The organism is Marinospirillum alkalitolerans (genome assembly GCF_045055655.1).
Lineage (GTDB): Bacteria > Pseudomonadota > Gammaproteobacteria > Pseudomonadales > Halomonadaceae > Marinospirillum > Marinospirillum alkalitolerans.
This window is the reverse complement of the sequence record NZ_JBANFI010000001.1, coordinates 447,584-468,516: the sequence shown is the minus strand read 5'-3', so window position 1 is coordinate 468,516 and position 20,933 is coordinate 447,584. Positions and strand designations below refer to the sequence as shown.

The following is a 20,933-nucleotide window of genomic DNA, read 5'->3' as shown; positions in this document are numbered from 1 at the left end:
GCCACTATGAGTCAATTTGCAATCAACCTGCTCTTTGTCGGGGCCTCCTTTGCGCTGTATATCGGGATCGCGATCTGGGCGCGTGCTGGCTCGACAAAAGAATTCTATGTCGCTGGCGGCGGAGTCCACCCAGTCACCAACGGTATGGCAACGGCGGCAGACTGGATGTCTGCGGCTTCTTTTATCTCTATGGCGGGTCTGCTGGCCTCAGGTGGCTATGCGGCTTCTTCCTTCCTGATGGGCTGGACAGGCGGCTATGTTATTCTCGCCCTGCTTCTGGCACCTTACCTGCGTAAATTCGGCAAGTTTACTGTGCCTGATTTTATCGGGGATCGTTTCTACAGCAGCACCGCACGGACTATCGCGGTTGCCTGTTTGATCATTGCTTCTGTGACCTACGTTATCGGTCAGATGACGGGTGCGGGCGTAGCCTTCTCGCGCTTCCTTGAAGTGAGCAGCAGTGCGGGTATCTGGATTGCCGCGTTAATCGTATTCCTCTATGCCGTTTTCGGCGGTATGAAAGGCATCACCTATACGCAGGTTGCGCAGTACATCGTGCTGATCATTGCCTACACCATTCCTGCGGTCTTTATCTCTTTGCAGCTGACCGGCAACCCGATTCCGATGTTTGGTATGTTCGGTACCCACGCTGAATCTGGCCTGCCCATGCTGCAACTCTTGGATGAGCTGGTACAAGATCTGGGCTTCACTGCCTATACAGCGGACCCCTCTAACAAGCTCAATATGGTGCTGTTCACCATGTCGCTGATGGTGGGTACAGCCGGTCTGCCACACGTTATTATTCGCTTCTTCACTGTACCTAAGGTCGCTGATGCACGCTGGTCTGCTGGTTGGGCACTGGTCTTCATCGCGCTGTTATACCTGACTGCACCTGCGGTAGGTTCTATGGCACGCTTGAACCTGATTACCACCATCTATCCTGATGGCACTGATCAGCCTGCACTGGAATATGCAGAGCGTCCTGATTGGGTCAAAACCTGGGAACAAACTGGCCTGATTAGCTTTACTGATCACAACAATGATGGCCGCATCCAGATGTATAACTCGGCCAACCAGGCCTTTGCCCCCACAGCTGAAGCACGCGGCTGGGCTGGCAATGAGCTGACGGTCAACAACGATATCCTAGTACTGGCTAACCCTGAAATTGCACAGCTGCCTGGTTGGGTTATCGGTTTGATTGCTGCTGGTGGTATTGCTGCGGCGCTATCGACTGCTGCAGGCTTATTGTTGGCCATCTCTTCTGCGATCAGTCATGACTTGATCAAGAAAACCATCAACCCCAATATCAGTGAAAAAGGTGAGATGCTGGCTGCGCGTATCTCGATGGCAGTCGCCATTCTGCTGGCAACCTACCTTGGCTTGAATCCACCCGGATTCGCAGCACAAACGGTGGCTCTGGCCTTTGGTATCGCGGGTGCCTCACTCTTCCCAGTGTTGATGATGGGGATCTTCTCCAAGCGCGTGAACGACAAGGGCGCGATTGCCGGTATGCTGGCGGGTTTGATCACCACCTTGCTGTATATTTTCACTTACCTCGGCTGGTTGTTCATTCCTGGCACCAACATGCTGCCTAACACACCAGATAACTGGTTGTTCGGTATCGCACCTCAGTCCTTCGGTGTGATTGGTGCGATCATCAACTTCAGTGTGGCCTTTGCTGTCTCCAGCGCGACTCAGGCTCCACCTCAGGAAATCCAAGATCTGGTGGAAAGTGTTCGCTTCCCTAAAGGCGCTGGTGCTGCAGTTGATCACTAAGCCAAACCCCCTTAAAGTGGGTGATTGCGCCCACTGTTAAACCACACACTTTCGGGCTTCCACATGGAGGCCCGATTGCATTCTGGAAGGAACAATCAACGATGATTTGGCATTTAATTGCTGCTGTTTTTGCTGGCCTTGGTGCTGCTGGTGTTGCTCTGTTACTGAGAAAACTCAGTCGCAATCGTTTGCCGAAGTGGATCATTCCGGCTTTTGCGGGTGTGGCGATGCTGGCCTTCCAGCTCGGCATCGAATATGGCTGGCTGAAGACCAAGCAGGCACAACTGCCTGAAGGCAGCGTCATTATCAGCACTCAGGAAAGCCGCTATTTTTGGCGTCCTTGGACCTATCTGGTGCCCATGACTACGGGCTTTACCGTCGTGGATATCGCTCAGGTACAGCGCTCTGGCCCCCTGGCAGAGTTTTATCTTTATCACTTTGAACGGGCTTATGTTGATTTACTCGAAGTTGAGCGCTATCTGCTCAATTGTCAGGACGGTGCACTCACTCCTTTTGATGCCAACCACACCCCTCGCCCGCAAGCCATGAGCTATCTGGCTGAAGCCAACCCCTTACGACAGCTGATCTGCCAAGCAGACTAACTGCCATATCAAGACTGAGCACTGAGCGCACAGACCTAGCGAGGCTGAGCGCTCACGCCCCTTCTACTCTGCTTAACCAGCGACTGACACAGGTCAAGACTAAAGTCCAGCTTCTTTGTCTGGCCTGCCTTTGTTAGATTGCAGATAGGTCATCTTGATCGATGGCCCGCTCTCAGACTAACAATAATAAGGATGCTGCTGTATGAGCAATGAGTTTGACGTCTCCCACCCGCCCTTTGATCTACTCACGGCTGAGCAACAACAGCAGCTGCTCACACGCCTGGATATTGGCTATTTTGAAAGCAAGGAAAAGGTGATTGAAGCTGGGCAGAGTAGCGAATATGTTTTTGTCGTACTCAAGGGTGCGGTCGCTGAAATCGATCCACGTCAGGCACAGCAAGATCCAGAAGCCGGTGTGCTACGCGAGTATGCTGCCGAGGATATCTTTGGTGCGATCAGCATCATCAATGGCGTCAGCCGCTATACCTTTTTAACGCTTGAAGAAACCATTGCCTGGATGATTCCCAAGGCGGTGTTTCTGTCACTGCTCGAAGCCAACACCGCCTTCTCAGCCTATTTCCAGAATACCCTCGCAGAAAAAGCGCGCCTACTAGAAAGCCGTCGCAGCCAGCGTGAAGGCGGCAGCGATATGTCAGCTTTTATGCTCGCCAAAGTAGGCAGCTCAGTACTCAGAGAGCCAGTGTTGCTTGATTCAGGCACCAGTATTTTAGAGGCAACCCGCACCATGCGTGAACAACATGCCGATAGCCTACTGGTTCGTAAAGGTAGCCAATATGGCATGGTCACGCGTACTGATCTGCTCGAAGGCGTTGTGCTCAATAACCTGAGTTTGGAGACAGATATTACCGAACTGGCCAGCTATAACCTGCTGACCGTACAAAGTGAGGATTTTCTCTTTAACGCCTTAGTCCTGATGACGCGTCACAAGATACAGCGTGTGGTGGTCTTCAATGGCCCGAAGCTGGCAGGGCTGGTTGAGCTGACGGATGTGCTGAGCTTCTTCTCCAGCCAGTCTCATGTTATCGGCATGCAGATTGAACGGGCCAGCAACCTAGAGGAACTGGCCCGTGCGGCCAAGGGCACCACCCATCTGGTCAGTGGGCTGATGGCACAGGGAGTCAAAATCCGTTTTGCGATGGATCTTCTTGCTGCCTTAAATGGCCGCATTATCGCCAAGGCTTTTGAATATCTGGTGCCTGAGGAAATTCGCCATAAGGTCTGCCTGGTGGTCATGGGCAGTGAGGGGCGTGGCGAGCAGGTTCTAAAAACAGATCAGGATAATGCCTTAATTCTTGCTGATGATCTGGACTGGCCCGAGTGCAGCAAGGTGATGGAGCGCTTCACGCAAACGCTGCTCGATTTTGGCTATCCGCTGTGTAAGGGCAAGATCATGGTGTCGAACCCTGAGTGGGCTATGCCAGTCAGCGCTTGGAAGAAAAAGCTTGAGCAGTGGACCAGCTCCGTTGAAGGCAAGGGGCTGATGAACCTGGCGATCTTTGTTGATGCCCATCCTGTCAGCGGTGCCCCTCAGCTTTTCACCGAACTGCGTGAACACCTTTATAAAAAGCTGCAAGGAAAGGATGTGTTCTACTCCTATTTTGCGATGCCACTGCGCCAATTCAGCAGCCCCCTGACCTTTTTTGGCGGCCTGAAAAAATCCGATGGTATCGATCTGAAAAAAGGAGGAATCTTTCCGCTGGTGCATGGTATCCGCACTATGGCCCTGCAACATCATATTCATGACACCAACACCTTCGCTCGCCTTGAACAGCTGGCTGAAAAGAAGATACTGAAAAAAGATTTTGCCGATGATCTGGCCGAAGCACTGGCGGTGTTTAGTCAACTGCGCCTCCAGCAACAGCTCAAAGCGGCCAAAGGCCAAGCCAGTAGCGATGAAGCCAACCAGATCACCGCCACATCATTAAACAAACTGGATCGAGATCTTCTCAGGGAAGCCCTACATATTGCCAAAGAATTTAAATCCCGTATGACCCACCGCTATCATCTAGAGAGGTAGTTCCCATGGTCTTAAAAACAATAAGAAGCGCAACAGATCGATGGAATCAAAAGAATGGCGAATTTGCCTGGATTTTCGAACCCTATACAGGGGATGAAGTGATTGCTCTGGACTGTGAGATGACCAGTCTTGATCCGCAAAAAGCGGAGCTGGTTTCGATTGCCGCAGTCAAGATCAAGGGCACCCAGGTCCTGACCAGTGAAAAGCTCGATATTAAGCTACAAAAACCAGAGAGCCTGAGCGGAGATTCGATCAAAGTGCATCGTATCCGTGGAGTGGATCTGCTCGGTGGCGAGGTGCTCGGGGATGCCCTGCATGAGCTGATTCAGTTTATCGGTAACCGTCCGATTATGGGCTACTATATCGATTACGATATGACCGTGCTTAATCGCTTTATTCGCCCGCGCTTTGGGTTCAGCCTGCCCAACAAAACTATTGAGCTGTCTCACTGCTACCTTCATAAAATCCAGCGTGCGAATCCCGAACTGGTACCTGATCTCCAGTTTGAAACTATTGCCGAGAAGCTGGGGGTCCCGATGGTGGGTGAGCGCCATACTGCACTCGGCGATGCCGTCACAACAGCCTTAATGTATGTGCGTCTGCTGAAAGGGCCTTCGCCCAGCTATTAAATACGTAACCTGCCTCATCCTCACCTAACAAAAAGCCGAGCATTAGCTCGGCTTTGATGATCCTAGAAAAGGCTACTGGCGCCCCCAGCTTCCATCAGGGCGCGGTACCAGCCACTGGCGCGATAGCCAGAAGTAGCGGTTCTCAGTGCGATGTGGTGCGGTGCAATTAAAGCGTGAGCGCCCTGGATTCAAAGCGGTTGAATCCGTCACTGTCACGCGGACACGGCCTTCACCCGCTCGCTCTATATCAGTATTGAGCAAACGCGACTGAGGACCATAGCAGCGCAGCTGATTGAGGCGATAATCCCCTGCTTCCATCGTAAAAGTCCAGGTTGGACGCGGACGCGCTCCATCGACTAGATCAGAAGCGGGCAGATCCTCAACCACCGGAAAGGGCAGCGCATGGAGTTTGGTTCTGAGCGTAGCCGGATTAGCAAAAACGCCATTGGCAGCATAGCGTGGAATCGCTGTCAGGCGGCTAAAAGGGCTGGCTGGCCCTGAGTGCTGACCAAAGGCCACATAGCCCAGCGAGGCCACAATCGCTTCTAGCTCAGGGGTGTATTCACCATAAGGATAGGCAAATAAGCGTGGTACATTGCCCAGGCGCTCTTCTAAAAGACGTTGGTTGTCTTCGATTTCGGCGCGCATTCTGGCTTCCCAAGCGGCATCTGACTCTTCTCCATCACGACGAACCATATAAGGATGAGTCAAACTATGGTTGGCGATGGTGCCACCAGCCTGCTGAGCTTCGCGCAGCTGCGCCCAGCTCATATACAGAGGTCGCCTCTCCTCAATAAACTGCGCATTGACAAAAATAGTAAAGGGTAGATTACGCTCGCGCATTAACGGCAAGGCATTCTCATAGACACTGATATAAGCATCATCAAAAGTCAGCACCGCGACACGATCAGGCATCGGACGGCGGCGCTGGAGATGCTGAATCACGCGCGGCAAAGGCCACACCTCAAAGCCATCACGCTCCAGCATTTCTAAATGCTCTGCAAACTGACGAGGACTGAGGCTGGTTGAAGGGGGCGTGCTGCTGCTCACATGGTGGTAGAGCAAGATTGAGGCATGAAAACGTGGCTCCGCCGTGTCATTCGCCCAGCTATGCGAAATCCCTAGGCATAACAGCAATGCGAGAAGGGGCCAGCGCACAAGACGGCGCATCCCGTGATTCTTTTCCATCTTTCCACCTTTTTATTCTGTGCTAAGCGTTTCTGAGTAGAGGCTTTAACACCTCCATCGCTTCATTAATACTTTGCAACTTTTCAGGATCACCGCCGCGATCTGGATGGTGCTGCATGGCAAGACGACGGTAGCTGAGTTTGATTTCCTTACTCGATACGCCTTCTTTTAAACCCAATGCCTGCAAAGCCTTGGCTTTGACACCACCGCCAGTAAAGACTGTTTCTTCGTGCAGTTTTTTCCAGAAATTTTTGAGTGCTGTTTCTAAATCCTGTTCCGTGGTTTTTTCAAGTTGTTCTAAATCCAGATAGTAATCACGCATTGGATCATGCTGTTGCAAAGCCACATGACCTGGCTGATAGGTTTGCAGTTGTACCCGCACCGCGGTGATTTCCAGATGGCCTTTCGCCCGCTTCCACAGATCATCCCTGAGTTGATAAAGGGCATGATAGAGCAGAAAGTGGGTTTTAAAGAGCTTATTGGTGTTACTAAAAGTGTCTGGCTCCAGAACGACCGTGCCCTTTTCATCGAGCTTTTTTAGCAAGGTATGCTCATTCACGCCCTCGGGGAATTCCTGTAAGACTTCGATCAAGTCCTCAAATATGCGGGTTTCTTGTAAAGCAGTCATGTTTTTCTCTAGGCCTGAACGGAATAAAAGACTTCTACTGATGTTAGCAGGGCTGAAGCCGATAGAAAACGCTTCAGGCATTTACATTTGCTGTGGCTTTGGTTAATTTGCCTGCCTTTGAAGTCAATCGCAATAGGTGCCGCAGATGCAAGAACTCCTTCCCAAGGCCAAAAAAGAATTTAATAAGCTCCAAAAACGCCTGCGCCGCCAGGCAGGACAAGCGATTGCAGACTTCAATATGATCCAGGAAGGCGATAAGGTCATGGTCTGCCTCTCTGGCGGCAAAGACTCTTTTACCTTGCTGCATCTATTAATGGGTTTACAGAAAAGTGCTCCAGTGCGCTTTGAGCTGGTTGCCGTCAACCTCGACCAAAAGCAACCAGGCTTTCCTGAACATATTCTTCCTGCTTATCTGACTGAGATCGGGGTGCCATTTCATATTCTTGAAAAAGACACCTATAGCATCGTCAAAGAGATTATTCCTGAAGGCAAAACCACCTGCGGCCTTTGTTCGCGACTCAGACGCGGTAGCCTCTATGGTTTTGCCGAAGAAATAGGGGCCACGAAAATTGCGCTTGGGCATCATCGCGATGATCTGCTCGAAACCCTGTTTTTAAATCTCTTCTTTGGCGGCAGCTTAAAAGCCATGCCACCCAAGCTGCTGTCTGATGATGGCAAAAATGTGGTGATTCGCCCACTGGCCTACTGTAAAGAGAAGGATATCGCCACCTTTGCACAGATGATGGCGTTTCCAATCATCCCCTGTAACCTATGCGGCTCGCAGGAAAACTTACAGCGCCAGGTCATTAAAGAGATGCTCCAGGATTGGGATAAGCAATTTCCTGGGCGCAGCGAGACTATTTTTAACGCGCTACAAAACGTCGCGCCGTCACAGCTGGCCGATCGTCAACTCTTTGATTTTGTTGGATTAGAAGCCAAGCAGAAGGCTCAGCTGGCACAAAGGATTCAACTGGTTGATACCCTCTCTCACCCAGCCTAAACATCAGCGGGCGCAGGTCATGGCACCTGAGCCCGCTCTCTGACTAAGCCTGATCCTGTGCAAAGGCCATCAGCGCATAGGTCGAGACGTCTATCTCCTGTAAGCGCTCACTCCCTCCCTGATCGGGCAGATCAATCAGCGTTGCCACCTCATAAATCTGTGCTCCCTGGCGGCGAATCAATGATGCGGCGGCCAGCAGCGTGGCACCGCTGGACAGAATATCGTCAAACAGCAGCACCTGATCCTCTGACTGCACAGCACCGACACGCATTTCAAGGGTTCGCTCGCCTGCTGCACTAGGGGCCCGCTCATAGAGCACCTCTCCCGGCTCTTCGCCTAGATCACGAATCACCACTAAAGGCAGATTCAAGCGATAAGCCAAAACCGCAGCAAACATGGTACCTCGTCCTTTCAGGGCCACAATACGTGTCAGCTGGGCATCCAAATAGCGATGCACAAAGGTATCAGTGATCAGTTGCAGGGCCTTAGGATCATCCAGTAAGCCGGATAAATCACGCATGTGATAACCCTTTTTAGGAAAATCCTGATACAAGGTGACCTTTTGCTTGAGTTCAAAATCATCGAGCATACCTACCTCCTTGACTCCACTCAGCTTGCAGAGCGCGCACACCTTGCTCTACAGACGCCAGCATCATCCCACTGTTAACCGTGTGCGACCAACTTGGACTCTGCTTCACAATCGGCCAAGCCCGCCATTTCCAGCAACTGTGGGCGATCAGTAATATGCACTTCTTTGCCATTCACTGCGATCACCTGCATCGCCTGAAAGCGCGTAAACACACGGCTGACTGTTTCAACAGCCAAGCCAAGATAGTTCCCTATCTCATTACGCGACATAGGCAAGCGGAAGGTATAAGGAGAGTAGCCACGGCGCTTAAAGCGGCTCGAGAGATTGGCGAGCAAGGTGGCTACCCGCTCTTCAGCGTTTTTCTTAGACAGCAAGAGCATCATCTGCTTATCATCGCGTATTTCTTTACTCATACAGCTCAGCAGCTGCTGACGCAAATCTGGCAACTCGAGCGACAACTCTTGCAGACGACTAAAAGGGATCTCGCAAACGGTCGTGGTTTCAAGCGCTTTTGATGAGATGGGATAACTGGCGCAGTCGATCCCATCCAGCCCTACCAGCTCGCTCGGCAGGTGAAAGTTGGTGATCTGTTCTTCACCATCATTCGTCATGATGTAGTTTTTGAGACTGCCTGAGCGCACCGCGTAAACACAATCAAAGGGATCACCCTGACGGAAGAGATGCTCACCCTTTTTTAGTGGCTGGCGGCGTTTAATAATGCGATCTAATTGATCGATATCCTCTAGGTTCAACGAGAGGGGCAAACACAGGGAACTCAGGCTGCATGTCATACAGCGGGTTTCCTTACTGAATATCAGACCACTTCCTTTCATTTGGCGACTCGTCATGGTGTCGTCTCCCTCTTATGTATGTCATGCTGGAGATCAATCCTTTTTACCACGCTGATTGATCTCTCGCAATCAGATCAGATAATTCGTGAAAAAGCACGGCCCAGACTCGGCTGGTCAAGATAAGCATCAAAGACCATGCACAGGCTGCGAATCAATAAACGACCAGCAGGCGTCACCCTTAATCCTTCAGGGCGAATCTCAATTAAGCCATCCTGCTCGTGCGTTTTCAGCGCAGCCAACTCAGAGGCAAAATAATCGTTAAATGCCACGCCCCAAGTGCGACTCCAGGCCTGGGTATCGAGTGCAAAATGGCAGATTAATTGGTTAATCACTGCACGGCGCAGTATATCATCTTGCGTCAAGACCAGGCCACGCAAAGTCGCGAGCTGGCCTTGGCTGATCTGTGCCTCATAGCCTTCAGTATCATGATGGTTCTGCGCATAGGTCGGCCCCACCTGGCTAATTGAGGAAGCGCCCATCGCGATCAAATCACAATCTGAGTGGGTGGTATAACCCTGAAAATTGCGATGTAAACGCCCCTCTCGCTGTGCAATCGCGAGGCTATCTGTGGGCTTGGCGAAGTGATCCATACCGATATAGACATAGCCAGCTTCGACTAGGCGGCGAATGGTTTGCTCCAGAATCAACAGCTTATGCTCTGGACTGGGCAGATCCTCGGCACGAATCCGCCGCTGAGGTTTAAAACGTTCAGGCAGGTGCGCATAGTTGAAAACGGAGAGGCGATCTGGCGACATGTCGATCACCTCTTCCACGGTCTGCGCAAAACTCTCCGGGGTTTGATGCGGCAAACCGTAGATCAAATCCAGATTTAAAGAGCGAAAGCCTAGCTCGCGTGCTTGCTGCAACGCCCCCTCAGTCATCTCACGCGGCTGGACACGGTTCACAGCCTGCTGCACCTGCAGATTTAAATCCTGTAAACCAAAGCTCATGCGGTTAAAGCCCAGCTCACGCAATAAAGGCAGGGTATCTGGCTGGATTTCGCGCGGATCGATCTCTATTGAGTAGTCGCCTTGGTCATCATCACGCAGTTGGAAGCGGGCTCGAGTCTGCTGCATCAGCTCTCGCATCTGCTGATGTGAAAGAAAAGTAGGCGTGCCACCGCCCCAGTGCAGCTGATGCACAGGTCGCGAGGTATCCACCACTGCGGCAATCTGATCCATTTCTTGATACAGGCGCTCAAGATAAGGGCCGCAGCGCGAGGTATCGCCCGTCGCAATTTTATTGCAGCCACAGTAAAAGCACACCTTGGCGCAAAAGGGGATATGAAAATAAAGCGACAAGGGTGCCTGGCTGGCATTGCTGTCGATCAGCGCCTGACGATAGGCTTCGGCATCGAAACCAGCATGAAACTGAGGTGCCGTAGGATAAGACGTATAGCGTGGACCAGCGAGGTTATAGCGCTCGATTAAGGCGGCATTCCATTCAAACTGGTCAAAATCAACATTCTTCATGATCAGTATCTCTATTTAAAAAATTCGGTTCAATCCCAATAAAGGCCAGGCTTGCAGTAGCGCAAAAACCAGTAACAACAGTGCTGAGCACTGACGCCAGAAGCCTTGGCGCAGATAGGTCATCAACTGCTGCGCTAGCGCCCCGGTCAAGAGCAGGGTCGGCAAGGTGCCAAGGCCAAAAAAGAGCATTAATATCGCGCCATGCAGTGCACTGCCGCTACTGAGCGCCAAAATCAACATGGAATAGACCAAGCCACAGGGCAACCAGCCCCAAACGAGGCCAATACCCAAGGCTTGCAGAGGGTGGGTCACTGGCATCAGCCGACGTCCGATCGGCTCTAGACGTCGCCATAAACCTTTTCCCAGCGCTTCAACCTTCAACAGCCCCATCCACCACTGACCGATATACGCCGCCATCAAGACCAGCATCAGTACTGCAAGCCAGCTTAGAAGCTGTACCAAAGGCTGAATGGACTGCACAAGCAGTTGGCCCAAGCCACCGACCAGTGCGCCAGCGAGGACATAACTTGAGATGCGACCCAGGTTGTACATCAGTAGTAAACCCAGCAATCGCGCAGGATGGCGTTGGCTTGGTGGTAAGGCAAAGCTCAACGCACTAACAATGCCACCACACATGCCAATACAGTGCCCACCTCCAAGCAGTCCAGCGATCAGTGCGGTCATCACACCCATCGCCAAGAGTTCTTGTATCATTTTGGCGCAGAAACGTCTTGCTGGTCTGCTTCGGGCACTTCAGCCGAGGTCTGCTCAGCTTCGCTAGACTTAGGCTTGGATTCAGGCTTGTCGTCATCAAACAGAATGGAATAGGCTGGGCCTTCAAGGTCTTCAAACTGGTCGTTTTTAACCGCCCAGAAGAAGGCCCAGATGGCCAAGCTCAGCAAAACGATCGACAGCGGGATAAGTAGGAAAAGAATGTTCATGCTGATTTCGCCTCTGGCGCCGAGTCGGCAATCACCTGCTGCTCAATTTGGGCGCGTTGTTCACTCAAGCGCTCTTCACTAGCTCGATCATGAAGGCGCAGGGCGTTAAAAACAACCACCAACGAACTGGCGGTCATCCCTAAAGCCGCCATCCAAGGTGGAATCAAACCCATGGAAGCGGCTGGCAATGCCATCAGGTTGTAGCCCAGTGAAATAGCCAGGTTCTGCGCGATGGTGATCCTCGTCATGCGTGCTTTTTGAATGGCTTGCGGAATCCGCTCAAGACGGCTTGAAAGGAGCAGTGTATCCGCACTGGTTTTGGCCAGATCCGTAGCATCTCCCATCGCAATCGATACCTGCGCTCCGGCTAAAACCGGGACATCGTTAACGCCATCGCCCACCATCACAACCTGACGACCCTGAGCTTGCAGTTCCTTCAAGCGTTCAAGCTTGCGCTCTGGTGTGGCGCTGGCGGTAAAGTTTTGAATGCCTAACTCTTGCGCTACAGCTTCGACAGAACGCTGCTGATCACCGGATAAAAGCTCCAGCGACAAGCCCATTTTTTGCAGCGCTTGAATGGCCTGACGCGCATCTGGGCGCAGTTGATCGGTTAAACCAAACCAGCAAAGTGGTCCCTGCTCATCGGCCAGCAATAACCACTGCCCTTCTTGCTCAGGTGGCGTGAGTGCAGCCTGAGGTGCAGCAAAGTCAGCCCGTCCCAGGCGATAGCGCTGGCCTTGAATCCATCCCTCTAAACCCTGTCCGGTGATGGCCTGTAGATCACTGACTTGATCTTGAGGATCACGCTGCCCCACAAAGGCACGCGCGATAGGATGCTCAGAGTAGCTTTCTAAGGCTGCCGCCAGTGCCACAGCTCGCTCACGGCGTGCATCCTGAGGATCACCCAACCAAATCTGATGCTTGAGTTCAAGGCGTCCTTCAGTCAGGGTGCCAGTTTTATCAAAAATGATATGGGTCGCTTTCGCTAGGCCTTCCAACACATGCCCACGCGTAATCAAGACGCCTTGTCGATTTAGGGTCGCATTCGTTACCGCCAAGGCCGTTGGGGTCGCCAAAGCCAAGGCACAGGGGCAGGTGACGACCAAAACAGAAAGCGTGACCCAAAAAGCCCGCTCAGGCTCGATCATCCACCAAGCACTAAAGACGGTTAAGGCCACCAGCAAGGTCGCTGCGACAAAGTATTGTGCAATAAAAGTCGCCAGTGTCTGAATGCGCGGTTTTTCTGCCAGTGCTCGCTCACTGAGACGTGAAATACTGGCCAAGCGCACATCTGATCCTGTCTGCTGCACCTCTACAATCAAAGGACTGCCTATATTTTGCGTACCCGCCAGCACGCGATGCCCTGGATGGCAGGCCACAGGCAGATATTCGCCGGTCATAGTGGCTTGGTTCACGCTGGAGTGGCCTTCTAGGATCACCCCATCAATCGGAAAGGTATGGCCTGGTTTAACCAGAATACGATCGCCCTTTTTCAGCTGACGACTAGGAATATAGTCTTCCTCTCCTTGCTCATTCAGGCGAATCGCGGCTTGCGGAATCAAATCATGGAACGCATTTCCGGCTTGACCCAGGCGATGACGCGTGCGCATCTCGATATAGCGACCGCACAGCAGAAAAAAGGCAAACATGGCAATCGCATAAAAATGCAGCTCACCCGTTTCAAAAACCAGCGCCCAGACACTCGCAGCGTAGCCCAGACCTATCGCCAGCGACACGGGCACATCAATATTGAGGCGTTTACGCTTTAACTCCCGCGCGGCACTGGTAAAAAAGGGCCAAGCAGAATAGAGCACAACCGGCGTCGTCACCAAAAAGGACATCCACTGGAACAGCAGCACAAACTCCTGCTCCATATAGCTCGCCAAAATACCCGCTTCCAAAGCGATACCAAACATCATCGCCTGCATCGAACCTATGGCTGCGACGATCAAACGACGAATCGCGGCCTTTTGCTCTTTCTCTTGTCGCTGCTGCTGTGCATCAGCACGCCAAGGCAGAGCGCCATAGCCGATATTTTTAAACGCAATCAGCAGCTGGCTTAAGGGCAGTTCGCTCAGTTTCCAGCGCAAGGTCGCGCGTTGCGCACTCAGATTCACCCCGGTGTACTCCACTCCAGGCAGGTCATTGATCTGATGCTCAATCAGCCAAGCGCAGGCAGCACAGGTGATGCCCTCGATCGCGAGAGTTGTTTCTGCAAGCCCCTCTTCACTGACGCTCACGAACTCTTGTAGTAACTCAGGTGCATCATAGACAGCCAGCTCAGCCTGCTCTTCAGCGGACAGCTCAGGGCGAGGAGGAAGCTCAGTACGAAACTTGTAATAGCTTTCCAATCCGCCGAGCACAATCGCATTCGAAACCGCCTCACAACCAGGGCAGCAGAGGCGCTTGACCTCATCCTGAATATGCACCACATACGGACTGTTTTCTGGGACCACTTCACCACAGTGAAAACAAGCTTCCTGAGTCATTCACTCCCCCCAAACCTAACTGATCAGAACCCTAGTTCATATTTATCTCAATCAGGTAAAACTGATTCAAAGATAAAAAAAACAGCGGACATGCCGCTGTTCAAGGAAAACGCGATGTCGCCAATCCAGCACCAACTAGCGACGACCCGGCTGTAAAACCAGTGTCTGCTGCGATGGGAAGTCAGCGCGGCCATATAGACGCCATTCGCGTTCAGGCCCATAGAGCTTGACATCCCACTGATTGACCGGCTGCTGTGGCAGGTTACCGACATACTGCCCAGCTTGAATATGACGAATCGGGACACTGAAATCCAACGCAGCGCGCGTGGTGTTTTCCATCAGAATCTCAAGCTCTGGCGGAAAGCTTTCTAGCTGACCCGTTAAATTCAAAATAACCTGATCGGCTGTAAAGCGCAGATCAGCGCGTAAACTCAGATCGCGCGCGACACGATCCCGCTCAAAGGACTGATTAATCGTTCGTCCTTCGCGATAGTAGTCTTCATGCACAGGGCCGTCGTAGCTCAACACGCCGATGGTCAGCAATGTCAAACCAACGATGACACCGAAGATAGCGGGCGAAAAGGCAAGCCAAACCATCGGCTCTTTATACCAGGGCATTTTTTTCATTGCGTTTAACTGTGTCATGAACGAGGAGACCTCATAATAAATCGTGATTCACGCGTACGCTGAATATGGGGTGCACCTTCAGCTTCGAGTTGGAGTTGTATATCAAAAGCCGGTGCGGGTGACTCGACCAACTCAGGATTCGCATGGATTCGAATCGGGAACTGCACCACCTCACCTGCGGCCAGAGTGTAAACACTTTCAGCCAAAAGCTCTAGACCTTCCGGCGCATCACGCAGACTGAGCACATAGGTATGTGGCTGCTGATCCATATTCGCGATCCGAATCAAGTAACTGTTCTCTATCTGACCCTGCGGGGTGATGCGCATCAGCTGATTGCGATCACGCAGGACTTCAAGTTCTAAAGGTACACGCTGGCCCAGTACCAAGGTAAACGCCACCACCATCGCCAGAAGGACAGCAAGATAGCCCACCAAACGTGGACGCAGAATCTTGGTTTTTCTGCCTGCCAGCTCTTCTTCTGTGGTGTAGCGAATCAAACCACGTGGATAGTTCATCTTGTCCATGACCTGATCACAGGCATCAATACAGGCCGCACAGGTCACACACTCATACTGCAAGCCATTGCGTATATCGATCCCCACTGGGCAGACCTGCACACACAAGTCACAGTCGATACAAGCGCCGAGACCCTTTTCTGCAAGATTATCGGATTTTTTACGCTTACCACGAGGCTCACCACGTGCCGCATCATAAGAAACGATCAGCGTATCTTTATCAAACATCACCGACTGAAAGCGAGCATAGGGGCACATATAGATACACACCTGCTCACGCATCCAACCCGCAAAAAGATAAGTAAAAAAGGTAAAGAAGCCCAGCCAGAAGGTTTCCCAAGGGCCAAGCTCGAAACGCACAAGACGCGATAGCAGATCTTGAATAGGCGAGAAGTAACCGACAAAAGCTATCGCGGTCGCCAACGCGATCAATAGCCAGAGCCCATGCTTAGCCGACTTACGCCAGAACTTATTGGCGTTCATAGCCTGCTCATTGAGTTTTTTACGCTGATTCGGCGCGCCCTCAACCTTATCTTCGACCCAGATATAGAGCCAAGTCCAGACAAACTGAGGACAGGCATAGCCACACCAAACGCGGCCGACAAAGTTAGTCACAAAAAAGAGCAAGAAGGCCAGGATAATCAATAGCCAGGCTAAAAGCATAAAATCATGCGGGAAGAAGGTCGCACCAAAGATATGGAACTGGCGGTTAGGGAGATCAAACAATATCGCCTGACGATCACCATAGGGTACAAAAGAGCCAAAGAAGAAAGCCAGCAGGAGAAGCCAACTGGAGACTTTACGAAAACGGTTAAAAACACCGGTGACACGCTTAACATAAATATGACGGCGACTGGCATAAAGCTGTCCGCCAGGGCCGCCCTCGGTAGGAGAACGGCGTTTTTTACCAGCATCAACTGGCGTGACATCACGGGCTGGAATTTTCTCACTCATTTGATTCTCACCAAGCTAGCATGATTAGAGAACTCACTACACGAGCCGTTGATACACGGCTTTTTATTTTATTTTCAGGTAGTCAGTCTGGTGTAACATCTCAAAAAATGTCTTTTTTATTCAAGAAGATTGTGATCTAAGAAGTTACAGCAAACATACGCCTGCTCAAAATAAAAGGAATGCGGCACAACGCCGCATTCCTCTGTTTATCTACCAGTTCATCAAGGCAGCTTATTCGCCACGATTTAATGAGTAGATATAAGCCGTGACAAGATGGACTTTTGGCAGCAACTCTGCTTTTTGCTCAGGTGAGAGCGAACGCAGATTGCTAGGCAGCTGCACACCAAAGTCGAGGTAACGTGCCTGAGAAGGCATATAACCATTCCGGCCATGACGCAGTGTAAAGGCCACTGAATCATAGACAGATTGACCCGGCATCTGATAAATCCAAGTGTTGACAGTCAGATTAGGTGCACCAATGCTATCAATGCCCATGGCGGCACTGCCGCGACCCTCGACACCATGACAGGAAGAACAGATCGCCTGGTACTGAGGTGCAGCAACCAGCGCCTTGCTCTCATCATGATCCAAGCCTGAAAGACCCATCACATAATGTGTCATGTTATCTACGCCTTCTTCACCCAGGGTGCTCAGCCATGCTGGCATCAAACCATTACGGCCCTGGATAATCGAGGTACGGATCACTTCTGGGCTACCACCATACAACCAGTTACCATCGGTCAGGTTCGGGAAGCCATAGGCACCCTGTGCTGATGAACCATGACAAACGGCACAGTTGTTCTGGAAGAGGCGGTTGGCGACACGCATAGCATCAGGGTCGCTTGCCAGATCTTCAACACTGCGCTGGGCAAACTGCTGGAAGATCGGCGCATGACGCTCTTCTGCCATAATGCGCTCGTCTTGGTACTGTTGCACAGCGCTCCAGCCCAACAGACCCTTGTAGTTGCCCAGACCTGGGTAAAGCGCCAGATAGGCCAAGCCAAAGACAATGGTCCCAACGAACATAATGAACCACCAGCGCGGCAGAGGATTGTCATATTCCTCAATACCATCGGCAGCGTGGCCCGTGGTTTCTACTTCCCCATTTGCATTGGGGGCCTTATCCGTTTTGCGGTTGGCATAAAGGAGCCACCAGCAGAAAGCAATCACACCCAGGGTGATTACTGTAATCCACAGGCTCCAGAATGTACTCATGGCTGCTGTTTCAGTCATGTTTTTTGTTCTCCAGTGAAGAGCTTGTACCCAGGTCAGGCTTGTCTTCGTGTTCGTCTTCAAAGGGTAAATTGGCTGCTTCTTCAAAGGTCTTTTTCTGGCTCTTACTATAAGCCCAGAAAACAATGCCTAAAAAAGCAAACATCAGTACCCCAGACATAATTCCACGAAAAACATTAATATCCATAACCTTACCGTGCTTCGTTCAGGACAGTGCCCAACTGTTGCAGATAAGCAACCAGAGCATCCATTTCAGTTTTACCGCGAACCATGTCCGCAGCCCCGGCGATATCTTCATCGGTATAGGGTACGCCCAACATTCTCAAGCGCTCCATTTTTCTCGCAGTATGGCGACCATCCAGAGTACGGTAATTCAACCAAGGATAGGCAGGCATAATGGATTCAGGCACCACATCACGTGGGTTGTACATGTGCGCATAGTGCCAATCGTCACTATAGCGACCGCCAACACGCGCCAGATCAGGACCTGTACGCTTAGAGCCCCACTGGAAGGGGTGATCATAGACAAACTCACCCGCGACCGAGTAGTGGCCATAGCGCTCTGTTTCTGCACGGAAAGGGCGAATCATCTGTGAGTGGCAGTTGTAGCAACCTTCACGGATATAAATATCGCGACCTTCCAACTGCAGCGCATTGACTGGCTCAAGGCCTTCTACAGGCTGGGTTGTTTCATCTTGGAAAAAAAGCGGGACAATTTCCGCCAAGCCACCAAAGCTGATGACCACCAGGATCAATACAGCCAGAAGACCAACGTTTTTTTCTACGATTTCATGCTTCATGCGTTAGGACTCCTTCGCTCAGGCAGCTTGTGGTACAGCTTGCTTTTCAGAAGCGTCGCTGGAAACAGTTTTGTAGACGTTGTACGCCATCAGCAACATACCAACGAGCCAGAGCACACCACCCAACCAACGGACGATATAACCCAAGTGGCTGGCTTCAACTGACTCCACGAAGGTGTACATCAAAGTACCGTCAGCATTCACTGCACGCCACATCAGACCCTGCATAATACCGTTGACCCACATGGAGACGATATAAAGCACAGTACCGACAGTTGAGAGCCAGAAATGCACGTTGATCAGATCAGTTGAGTACATTTCACGCTTAGCAAAGACTTTAGGAATCAGGTGGTAGATCGAACCAATCGTGATCATCGCAACCCAGCCCAGTGCACCGGCGTGGACGTGACCGATAGTCCAGTCAGTATAGTGAGACAGGGCGTTAACGGTTTTAATCGACATCATCGGACCTTCGAAGGTCGACATACCGTAGAAGGACAGAGAAACCACTAAAAAGCGCAGAATCGGATCTGTACGCAGTTTGTGCCAAGCGCCAGACAGGGTCATCATCCCGTTGATCATACCGCCCCAGGAAGGTGCCAGCAGAATCAAAGACATCACCATACCCAAAGACTGCGCCCAATCAGGCAGAGCGGTGTAATGCAAGTGGTGAGGACCCGCCCACATGTAAACACAGATCAGCGCCCAGAAGTGAACAATGGATAGACGATAGGAATAAACAGGACGCTCAGCTTGCTTAGGGACGAAGTAGTACATCATGCCCAAGAAACCAGCCGTCAGGAAGAAGCCCACCGCATTATGACCATACCACCACTGCACCATCGCATCAGTTGCACCTGAGTAGATGGAGTAGGACAGAGTCCAAGTGACCGGAATCGCCATGCTATTCACGATGTGCAGGACAGCAACCGTCAGAATAAACGCGGCAAAAAACCAGTTAGCAACATAGATATGCGAGGTTTTGCGCTTGTAGATGGTTCCCAAGAAAACAAAGGCATAGGAAACCCAGACAACAGCAATCAAAATATCGATAGGCCAGATCAGCTCAGCATACTCTTTACCCTGAGTCAGACCTAAAGGAAGGGTGATCGCTGCAAGAACGATAACCAGCTGCCATCCCCAGAAGGTGAACGCCGCTAAGCCATCTGAAATCAGACGCGCCTGACTGGTACGTTGCACCACATAGTAGGAAGTGGCAAAAAGGGCACAACCACCAAAAGCAAAAATAACAGCATTGGTGTGTAACGGACGCAAACGGCCGAAGCTAGTCCAAGGTAGATCAAAGTTCAGTACTGGCCATGCCAGCTGAGCCGCGATCAACACGCCAACAAGCATGCCGACGATCCCCCAGACCACAGTCATAATGGCAAATTGCCTTACGACCTTGTAGTTATAGGTAGTTGAAGTTTCAATTGCTGTGCTCATGTCAGGTTCCCATTACAGCAGTTAAGTTGGAAGAATCCAGCGCCAAGTGTCCTGGAGCTGGGAATTCCCAGCCATGATACAAGTCAATGGATCCAAGTCATTCTAACTCAGAGCGAGGATGACCTGAACCCAAGTCTGCGCTATATCCAACAAAAGGCCAATAAGAAGCGTTGATTCGAGCCTGAATCCTTGCAGCAATTTGATCTAGATCATGGGTTACCTAAGCCTCTTATTTAGCTAATCTGACATAAGCCTTCCATCAGAAAAAATGCACGCTGAAAAGTTCCACTTTGCTTGGGCAAAATCCGCTGCTCATCGCCAGCGCAAACAAAAAATCAAAAAGCTGAAAAAAACATTTGACACCCCCTGAAAAGCCTGTAGAATGCGCAGCCACATGACCGGGGTGGTTAGCTCAGTTGGTAGAGCACTAGCCTTACAAGCTGGGGGTCACAGGTTCGAGCCCTGTACCACCCACCATCGAAAGATGACGGTGATGTTGAGTTTTATCTATGCGGACCGGTAGTTCAGTTGGTTAGAATGCCGGCCTGTCACGCCGGAGGTCGCGGGTTCGAGCCCCGTCCGGTCCGCCACGATAAACTCATTGCTCTTGAAATAAGCGGACCGGTAGTTCAGTTGGTTAGAATGCCGGCCTGTCACGCCGGAGGTCGCGGGTTCGAGCCCCGTCCGGTCCGCCATTTCAAAACGTGGGTGGTTAGCTCAGTTGGTAGAGCACTAGCCTTACAAGCTGGGGGTCACAGGTTCGAGCCCTGTACCACCCACCATTTAAAAGAGCCAACAAGAAACCAAGCGCCCAGAGCGCTTTTTTTTTGTGCCTGAAATCCCCCCCTCAGACAACTGAACACACGATCCAGCTATCGACCTGCTGATCTCGTCTCTATTCACAACCCTTCATACAAGACGACCAACTGACTCTACTCCAGGTTCAGCCTGAATAGCAAAATTCAAACGAACGCTTGACAGATCTTGACGACTTCCCAACACTAGCCAAATCGTCTGCACAGCGGCATCAATCAGGCCACTGCGCCTCTTGGGTTCAACCAAGAAGAGAGACAGATTGAGAAGCTGTACTCAGCAGATCAATCAGAGATCCAGCTTGCCTTGTTGATCAGCGCGCCTGATCGATCAAAGCGGTAT

General features: G+C 51.4%; 19 protein-coding genes and 4 tRNA genes. 9 read left to right on the top strand and 14 right to left on the bottom strand.

The window, feature by feature from the left end; translation table 11 throughout:
- Positions 1–6 precede the first annotated feature (6 nt).
- The 4 genes from V6U78_RS02105 (at position 7) to V6U78_RS02090 (ending at position 5,045) form a co-directional block, all read left to right on the top strand.
- Positions 7–1,776, top strand: coding sequence for a sodium:solute symporter family protein (locus tag V6U78_RS02105; RefSeq protein WP_405336699.1), 1,770 nt, complete (start codon positions 7–9; stop codon positions 1,774–1,776).
- Positions 1,777–1,877: 101 nt separating this feature from the next.
- Positions 1,878–2,378, top strand: a complete 501-nt coding sequence (locus tag V6U78_RS02100) for a hypothetical protein (protein WP_405336697.1) — start codon at positions 1,878–1,880, stop codon at positions 2,376–2,378.
- Positions 2,379–2,580: 202 nt separating this feature from the next.
- Positions 2,581–4,416 carry a DUF294 nucleotidyltransferase-like domain-containing protein gene (locus V6U78_RS02095; protein WP_405336695.1) on the top strand — a complete coding sequence of 612 codons (1,836 nt, stop codon included), beginning with the start codon at positions 2,581–2,583 and terminating at the stop codon, positions 4,414–4,416.
- Between the two features lie 5 nt (positions 4,417–4,421).
- Positions 4,422–5,045, top strand: coding sequence for a 3'-5' exonuclease (locus V6U78_RS02090; protein ID WP_405336693.1), 624 nt, complete (start codon positions 4,422–4,424; stop codon positions 5,043–5,045).
- Between the two features lie 72 nt (positions 5,046–5,117).
- Here V6U78_RS02090 and V6U78_RS02085 read toward each other — a convergent pair whose 3' ends face one another.
- Together V6U78_RS02085 and V6U78_RS02080 are read right to left on the bottom strand one after the other, a co-directional pair.
- Positions 5,118–6,233, bottom strand: coding sequence for a polysaccharide deacetylase family protein (locus V6U78_RS02085; RefSeq protein ID WP_405336691.1), 1,116 nt, complete (start codon positions 6,231–6,233; stop codon positions 5,118–5,120).
- A 22-nt stretch (positions 6,234–6,255) separates the two neighbouring features.
- Positions 6,256–6,861 carry a DNA-J related domain-containing protein gene (locus V6U78_RS02080; protein ID WP_405336689.1) on the bottom strand — a complete coding sequence of 202 codons (606 nt, stop codon included), beginning with the start codon at positions 6,859–6,861 and terminating at the stop codon, positions 6,256–6,258.
- A gap of 145 nt (positions 6,862–7,006) precedes the next feature.
- Here V6U78_RS02080 and ttcA point away from each other — a divergent pair, with 145 nt between their 5' ends.
- On the top strand, positions 7,007–7,861 hold the full coding sequence (gene ttcA / locus V6U78_RS02075) for a tRNA 2-thiocytidine(32) synthetase TtcA (RefSeq protein WP_405336687.1): 855 nt from the start codon (positions 7,007–7,009) through the stop codon (positions 7,859–7,861).
- A 43-nt stretch (positions 7,862–7,904) separates the two neighbouring features.
- On the opposite strand, the gene V6U78_RS02070 is transcribed toward ttcA, so the two are convergent.
- The 12 genes from V6U78_RS02070 to ccoN all read right to left on the bottom strand — a co-directional run bounded on the left by V6U78_RS02070 (position 7,905) and on the right by ccoN (position 19,778).
- On the bottom strand, positions 7,905–8,450 hold the full coding sequence (locus V6U78_RS02070) for a purine phosphoribosyltransferase family protein (RefSeq protein ID WP_405336685.1): 546 nt from the start codon (positions 8,448–8,450) through the stop codon (positions 7,905–7,907).
- Positions 8,451–8,524: 74 nt separating this feature from the next.
- A complete protein-coding gene (gene fnr / locus V6U78_RS02065) occupies positions 8,525–9,241 on the bottom strand; it encodes a fumarate/nitrate reduction transcriptional regulator Fnr (protein WP_405336683.1) in 717 nt (238 codons plus the stop codon).
- 134 nt (positions 9,242–9,375) lie between these two features.
- On the bottom strand, positions 9,376–10,773 hold the full coding sequence (gene hemN, locus V6U78_RS02060; protein ID WP_405336681.1) for an oxygen-independent coproporphyrinogen III oxidase: 1,398 nt from the start codon (positions 10,771–10,773) through the stop codon (positions 9,376–9,378).
- Positions 10,774–10,788: 15 nt separating this feature from the next.
- Positions 10,789–11,487, bottom strand: a complete 699-nt coding sequence (locus V6U78_RS02055) for a sulfite exporter TauE/SafE family protein (protein WP_405336679.1) — start codon at positions 11,485–11,487, stop codon at positions 10,789–10,791.
- A complete protein-coding gene (ccoS, locus tag V6U78_RS02050) occupies positions 11,484–11,714 on the bottom strand; it encodes a cbb3-type cytochrome oxidase assembly protein CcoS (protein WP_405336677.1) in 231 nt (76 codons plus the stop codon). The genes V6U78_RS02055 and ccoS overlap by 4 nt, the downstream gene beginning before the upstream one ends.
- Positions 11,711–14,203 carry a heavy metal translocating P-type ATPase gene (locus V6U78_RS02045; protein WP_405336675.1) on the bottom strand — a complete coding sequence of 831 codons (2,493 nt, stop codon included), beginning with the start codon at positions 14,201–14,203 and terminating at the stop codon, positions 11,711–11,713. The genes ccoS and V6U78_RS02045 overlap by 4 nt, the downstream gene beginning before the upstream one ends.
- A gap of 135 nt (positions 14,204–14,338) precedes the next feature.
- Complete coding sequence (locus V6U78_RS02040) at positions 14,339–14,821, bottom strand: FixH family protein (RefSeq protein WP_405336673.1); 483 nt, start codon at positions 14,819–14,821, stop codon at positions 14,339–14,341.
- A 23-nt stretch (positions 14,822–14,844) separates the two neighbouring features.
- Positions 14,845–16,299 (bottom strand): cytochrome c oxidase accessory protein CcoG, encoded by a 1,455-nt coding sequence (ccoG, locus tag V6U78_RS02035; RefSeq protein WP_405336671.1) that lies wholly within the window; start codon positions 16,297–16,299, stop codon positions 14,845–14,847.
- A gap of 231 nt (positions 16,300–16,530) precedes the next feature.
- On the bottom strand, positions 16,531–17,532 hold the full coding sequence (ccoP, locus tag V6U78_RS02030) for a cytochrome-c oxidase, cbb3-type subunit III (protein ID WP_405336669.1): 1,002 nt from the start codon (positions 17,530–17,532) through the stop codon (positions 16,531–16,533).
- A complete protein-coding gene (locus V6U78_RS02025; protein ID WP_405336667.1) occupies positions 17,525–17,719 on the bottom strand; it encodes a cbb3-type cytochrome oxidase subunit 3 in 195 nt (64 codons plus the stop codon). Before V6U78_RS02025 ends, ccoP begins: the two co-directional genes overlap by 8 nt.
- A gap of 4 nt (positions 17,720–17,723) precedes the next feature.
- Positions 17,724–18,332: a cytochrome-c oxidase, cbb3-type subunit II gene (gene ccoO, locus V6U78_RS02020; RefSeq protein ID WP_405336665.1), complete on the bottom strand. Its 609-nt coding sequence runs from the start codon at positions 18,330–18,332 to the stop codon at positions 17,724–17,726.
- Between the two features lie 18 nt (positions 18,333–18,350).
- Complete coding sequence (ccoN, locus tag V6U78_RS02015; protein ID WP_405336663.1) at positions 18,351–19,778, bottom strand: cytochrome-c oxidase, cbb3-type subunit I; 1,428 nt, start codon at positions 19,776–19,778, stop codon at positions 18,351–18,353.
- A 401-nt stretch (positions 19,779–20,179) separates the two neighbouring features.
- On the opposite strand from ccoN, the gene V6U78_RS02010 reads away from it, so the two are divergent.
- The 4 genes from V6U78_RS02010 (at position 20,180) to V6U78_RS01995 (ending at position 20,560) form a co-directional block, all read left to right on the top strand.
- Positions 20,180–20,255, top strand: a tRNA-Val gene (locus tag V6U78_RS02010).
- A 36-nt stretch (positions 20,256–20,291) separates the two neighbouring features.
- Positions 20,292–20,368, top strand: a tRNA-Asp gene (locus V6U78_RS02005).
- 28 nt (positions 20,369–20,396) lie between these two features.
- Positions 20,397–20,473: transfer RNA gene (locus V6U78_RS02000), tRNA-Asp, on the top strand.
- Positions 20,474–20,484: 11 nt separating this feature from the next.
- Positions 20,485–20,560: transfer RNA gene (locus tag V6U78_RS01995), tRNA-Val, on the top strand.
- The last annotated feature ends 373 nt before the right edge of the window (positions 20,561–20,933 follow it).

Bases quoted from the DNA above. Each gene is read 5' to 3' on its own strand.
- ttcA (WP_405336687.1), top strand. From the start codon at position 7,007: ATGCAAGAACTCCTTCCCAAGGCCAAAAAAGAATTTAATAAGCTCCAA.
- ccoP (WP_405336669.1), bottom strand. From the start codon at position 17,532: ATGACTGAAACAGCAGCCATGAGTACATTCTGGAGCCTGTGGATTACA.
- V6U78_RS02025 (WP_405336667.1), bottom strand. From the start codon at position 17,719: ATGGATATTAATGTTTTTCGTGGAATTATGTCTGGGGTACTGATGTTT.
- V6U78_RS02100 (WP_405336697.1), top strand. From the start codon at position 1,878: ATGATTTGGCATTTAATTGCTGCTGTTTTTGCTGGCCTTGGTGCTGCT.
- hemN (WP_405336681.1), bottom strand. From the start codon at position 10,773: ATGAAGAATGTTGATTTTGACCAGTTTGAATGGAATGCCGCCTTAATC.
- V6U78_RS02105 (WP_405336699.1), top strand. From the start codon at position 7: ATGAGTCAATTTGCAATCAACCTGCTCTTTGTCGGGGCCTCCTTTGCG.
- V6U78_RS02080 (WP_405336689.1), bottom strand. From the start codon at position 6,861: ATGACTGCTTTACAAGAAACCCGCATATTTGAGGACTTGATCGAAGTC.
- V6U78_RS02090 (WP_405336693.1), top strand. From the start codon at position 4,422: ATGGTCTTAAAAACAATAAGAAGCGCAACAGATCGATGGAATCAAAAG.
- fnr (WP_405336683.1), bottom strand. From the start codon at position 9,241: ATGACATGCAGCCTGAGTTCCCTGTGTTTGCCCCTCTCGTTGAACCTA.
- V6U78_RS02070 (WP_405336685.1), bottom strand. From the start codon at position 8,450: ATGCTCGATGATTTTGAACTCAAGCAAAAGGTCACCTTGTATCAGGAT.
- V6U78_RS02055 (WP_405336679.1), bottom strand. From the start codon at position 11,487: ATGATACAAGAACTCTTGGCGATGGGTGTGATGACCGCACTGATCGCT.
- V6U78_RS02095 (WP_405336695.1), top strand. From the start codon at position 2,581: ATGAGCAATGAGTTTGACGTCTCCCACCCGCCCTTTGATCTACTCACG.
- ccoN (WP_405336663.1), bottom strand. From the start codon at position 19,778: ATGAGCACAGCAATTGAAACTTCAACTACCTATAACTACAAGGTCGTA.
- V6U78_RS02045 (WP_405336675.1), bottom strand. From the start codon at position 14,203: ATGACTCAGGAAGCTTGTTTTCACTGTGGTGAAGTGGTCCCAGAAAAC.
- V6U78_RS02085 (WP_405336691.1), bottom strand. From the start codon at position 6,233: ATGGAAAAGAATCACGGGATGCGCCGTCTTGTGCGCTGGCCCCTTCTC.
- ccoO (WP_405336665.1), bottom strand. From the start codon at position 18,332: ATGAAGCATGAAATCGTAGAAAAAAACGTTGGTCTTCTGGCTGTATTG.
- ccoS (WP_405336677.1), bottom strand. From the start codon at position 11,714: ATGAACATTCTTTTCCTACTTATCCCGCTGTCGATCGTTTTGCTGAGC.
- ccoG (WP_405336671.1), bottom strand. From the start codon at position 16,299: ATGAGTGAGAAAATTCCAGCCCGTGATGTCACGCCAGTTGATGCTGGT.
- V6U78_RS02040 (WP_405336673.1), bottom strand. From the start codon at position 14,821: ATGCCCTGGTATAAAGAGCCGATGGTTTGGCTTGCCTTTTCGCCCGCT.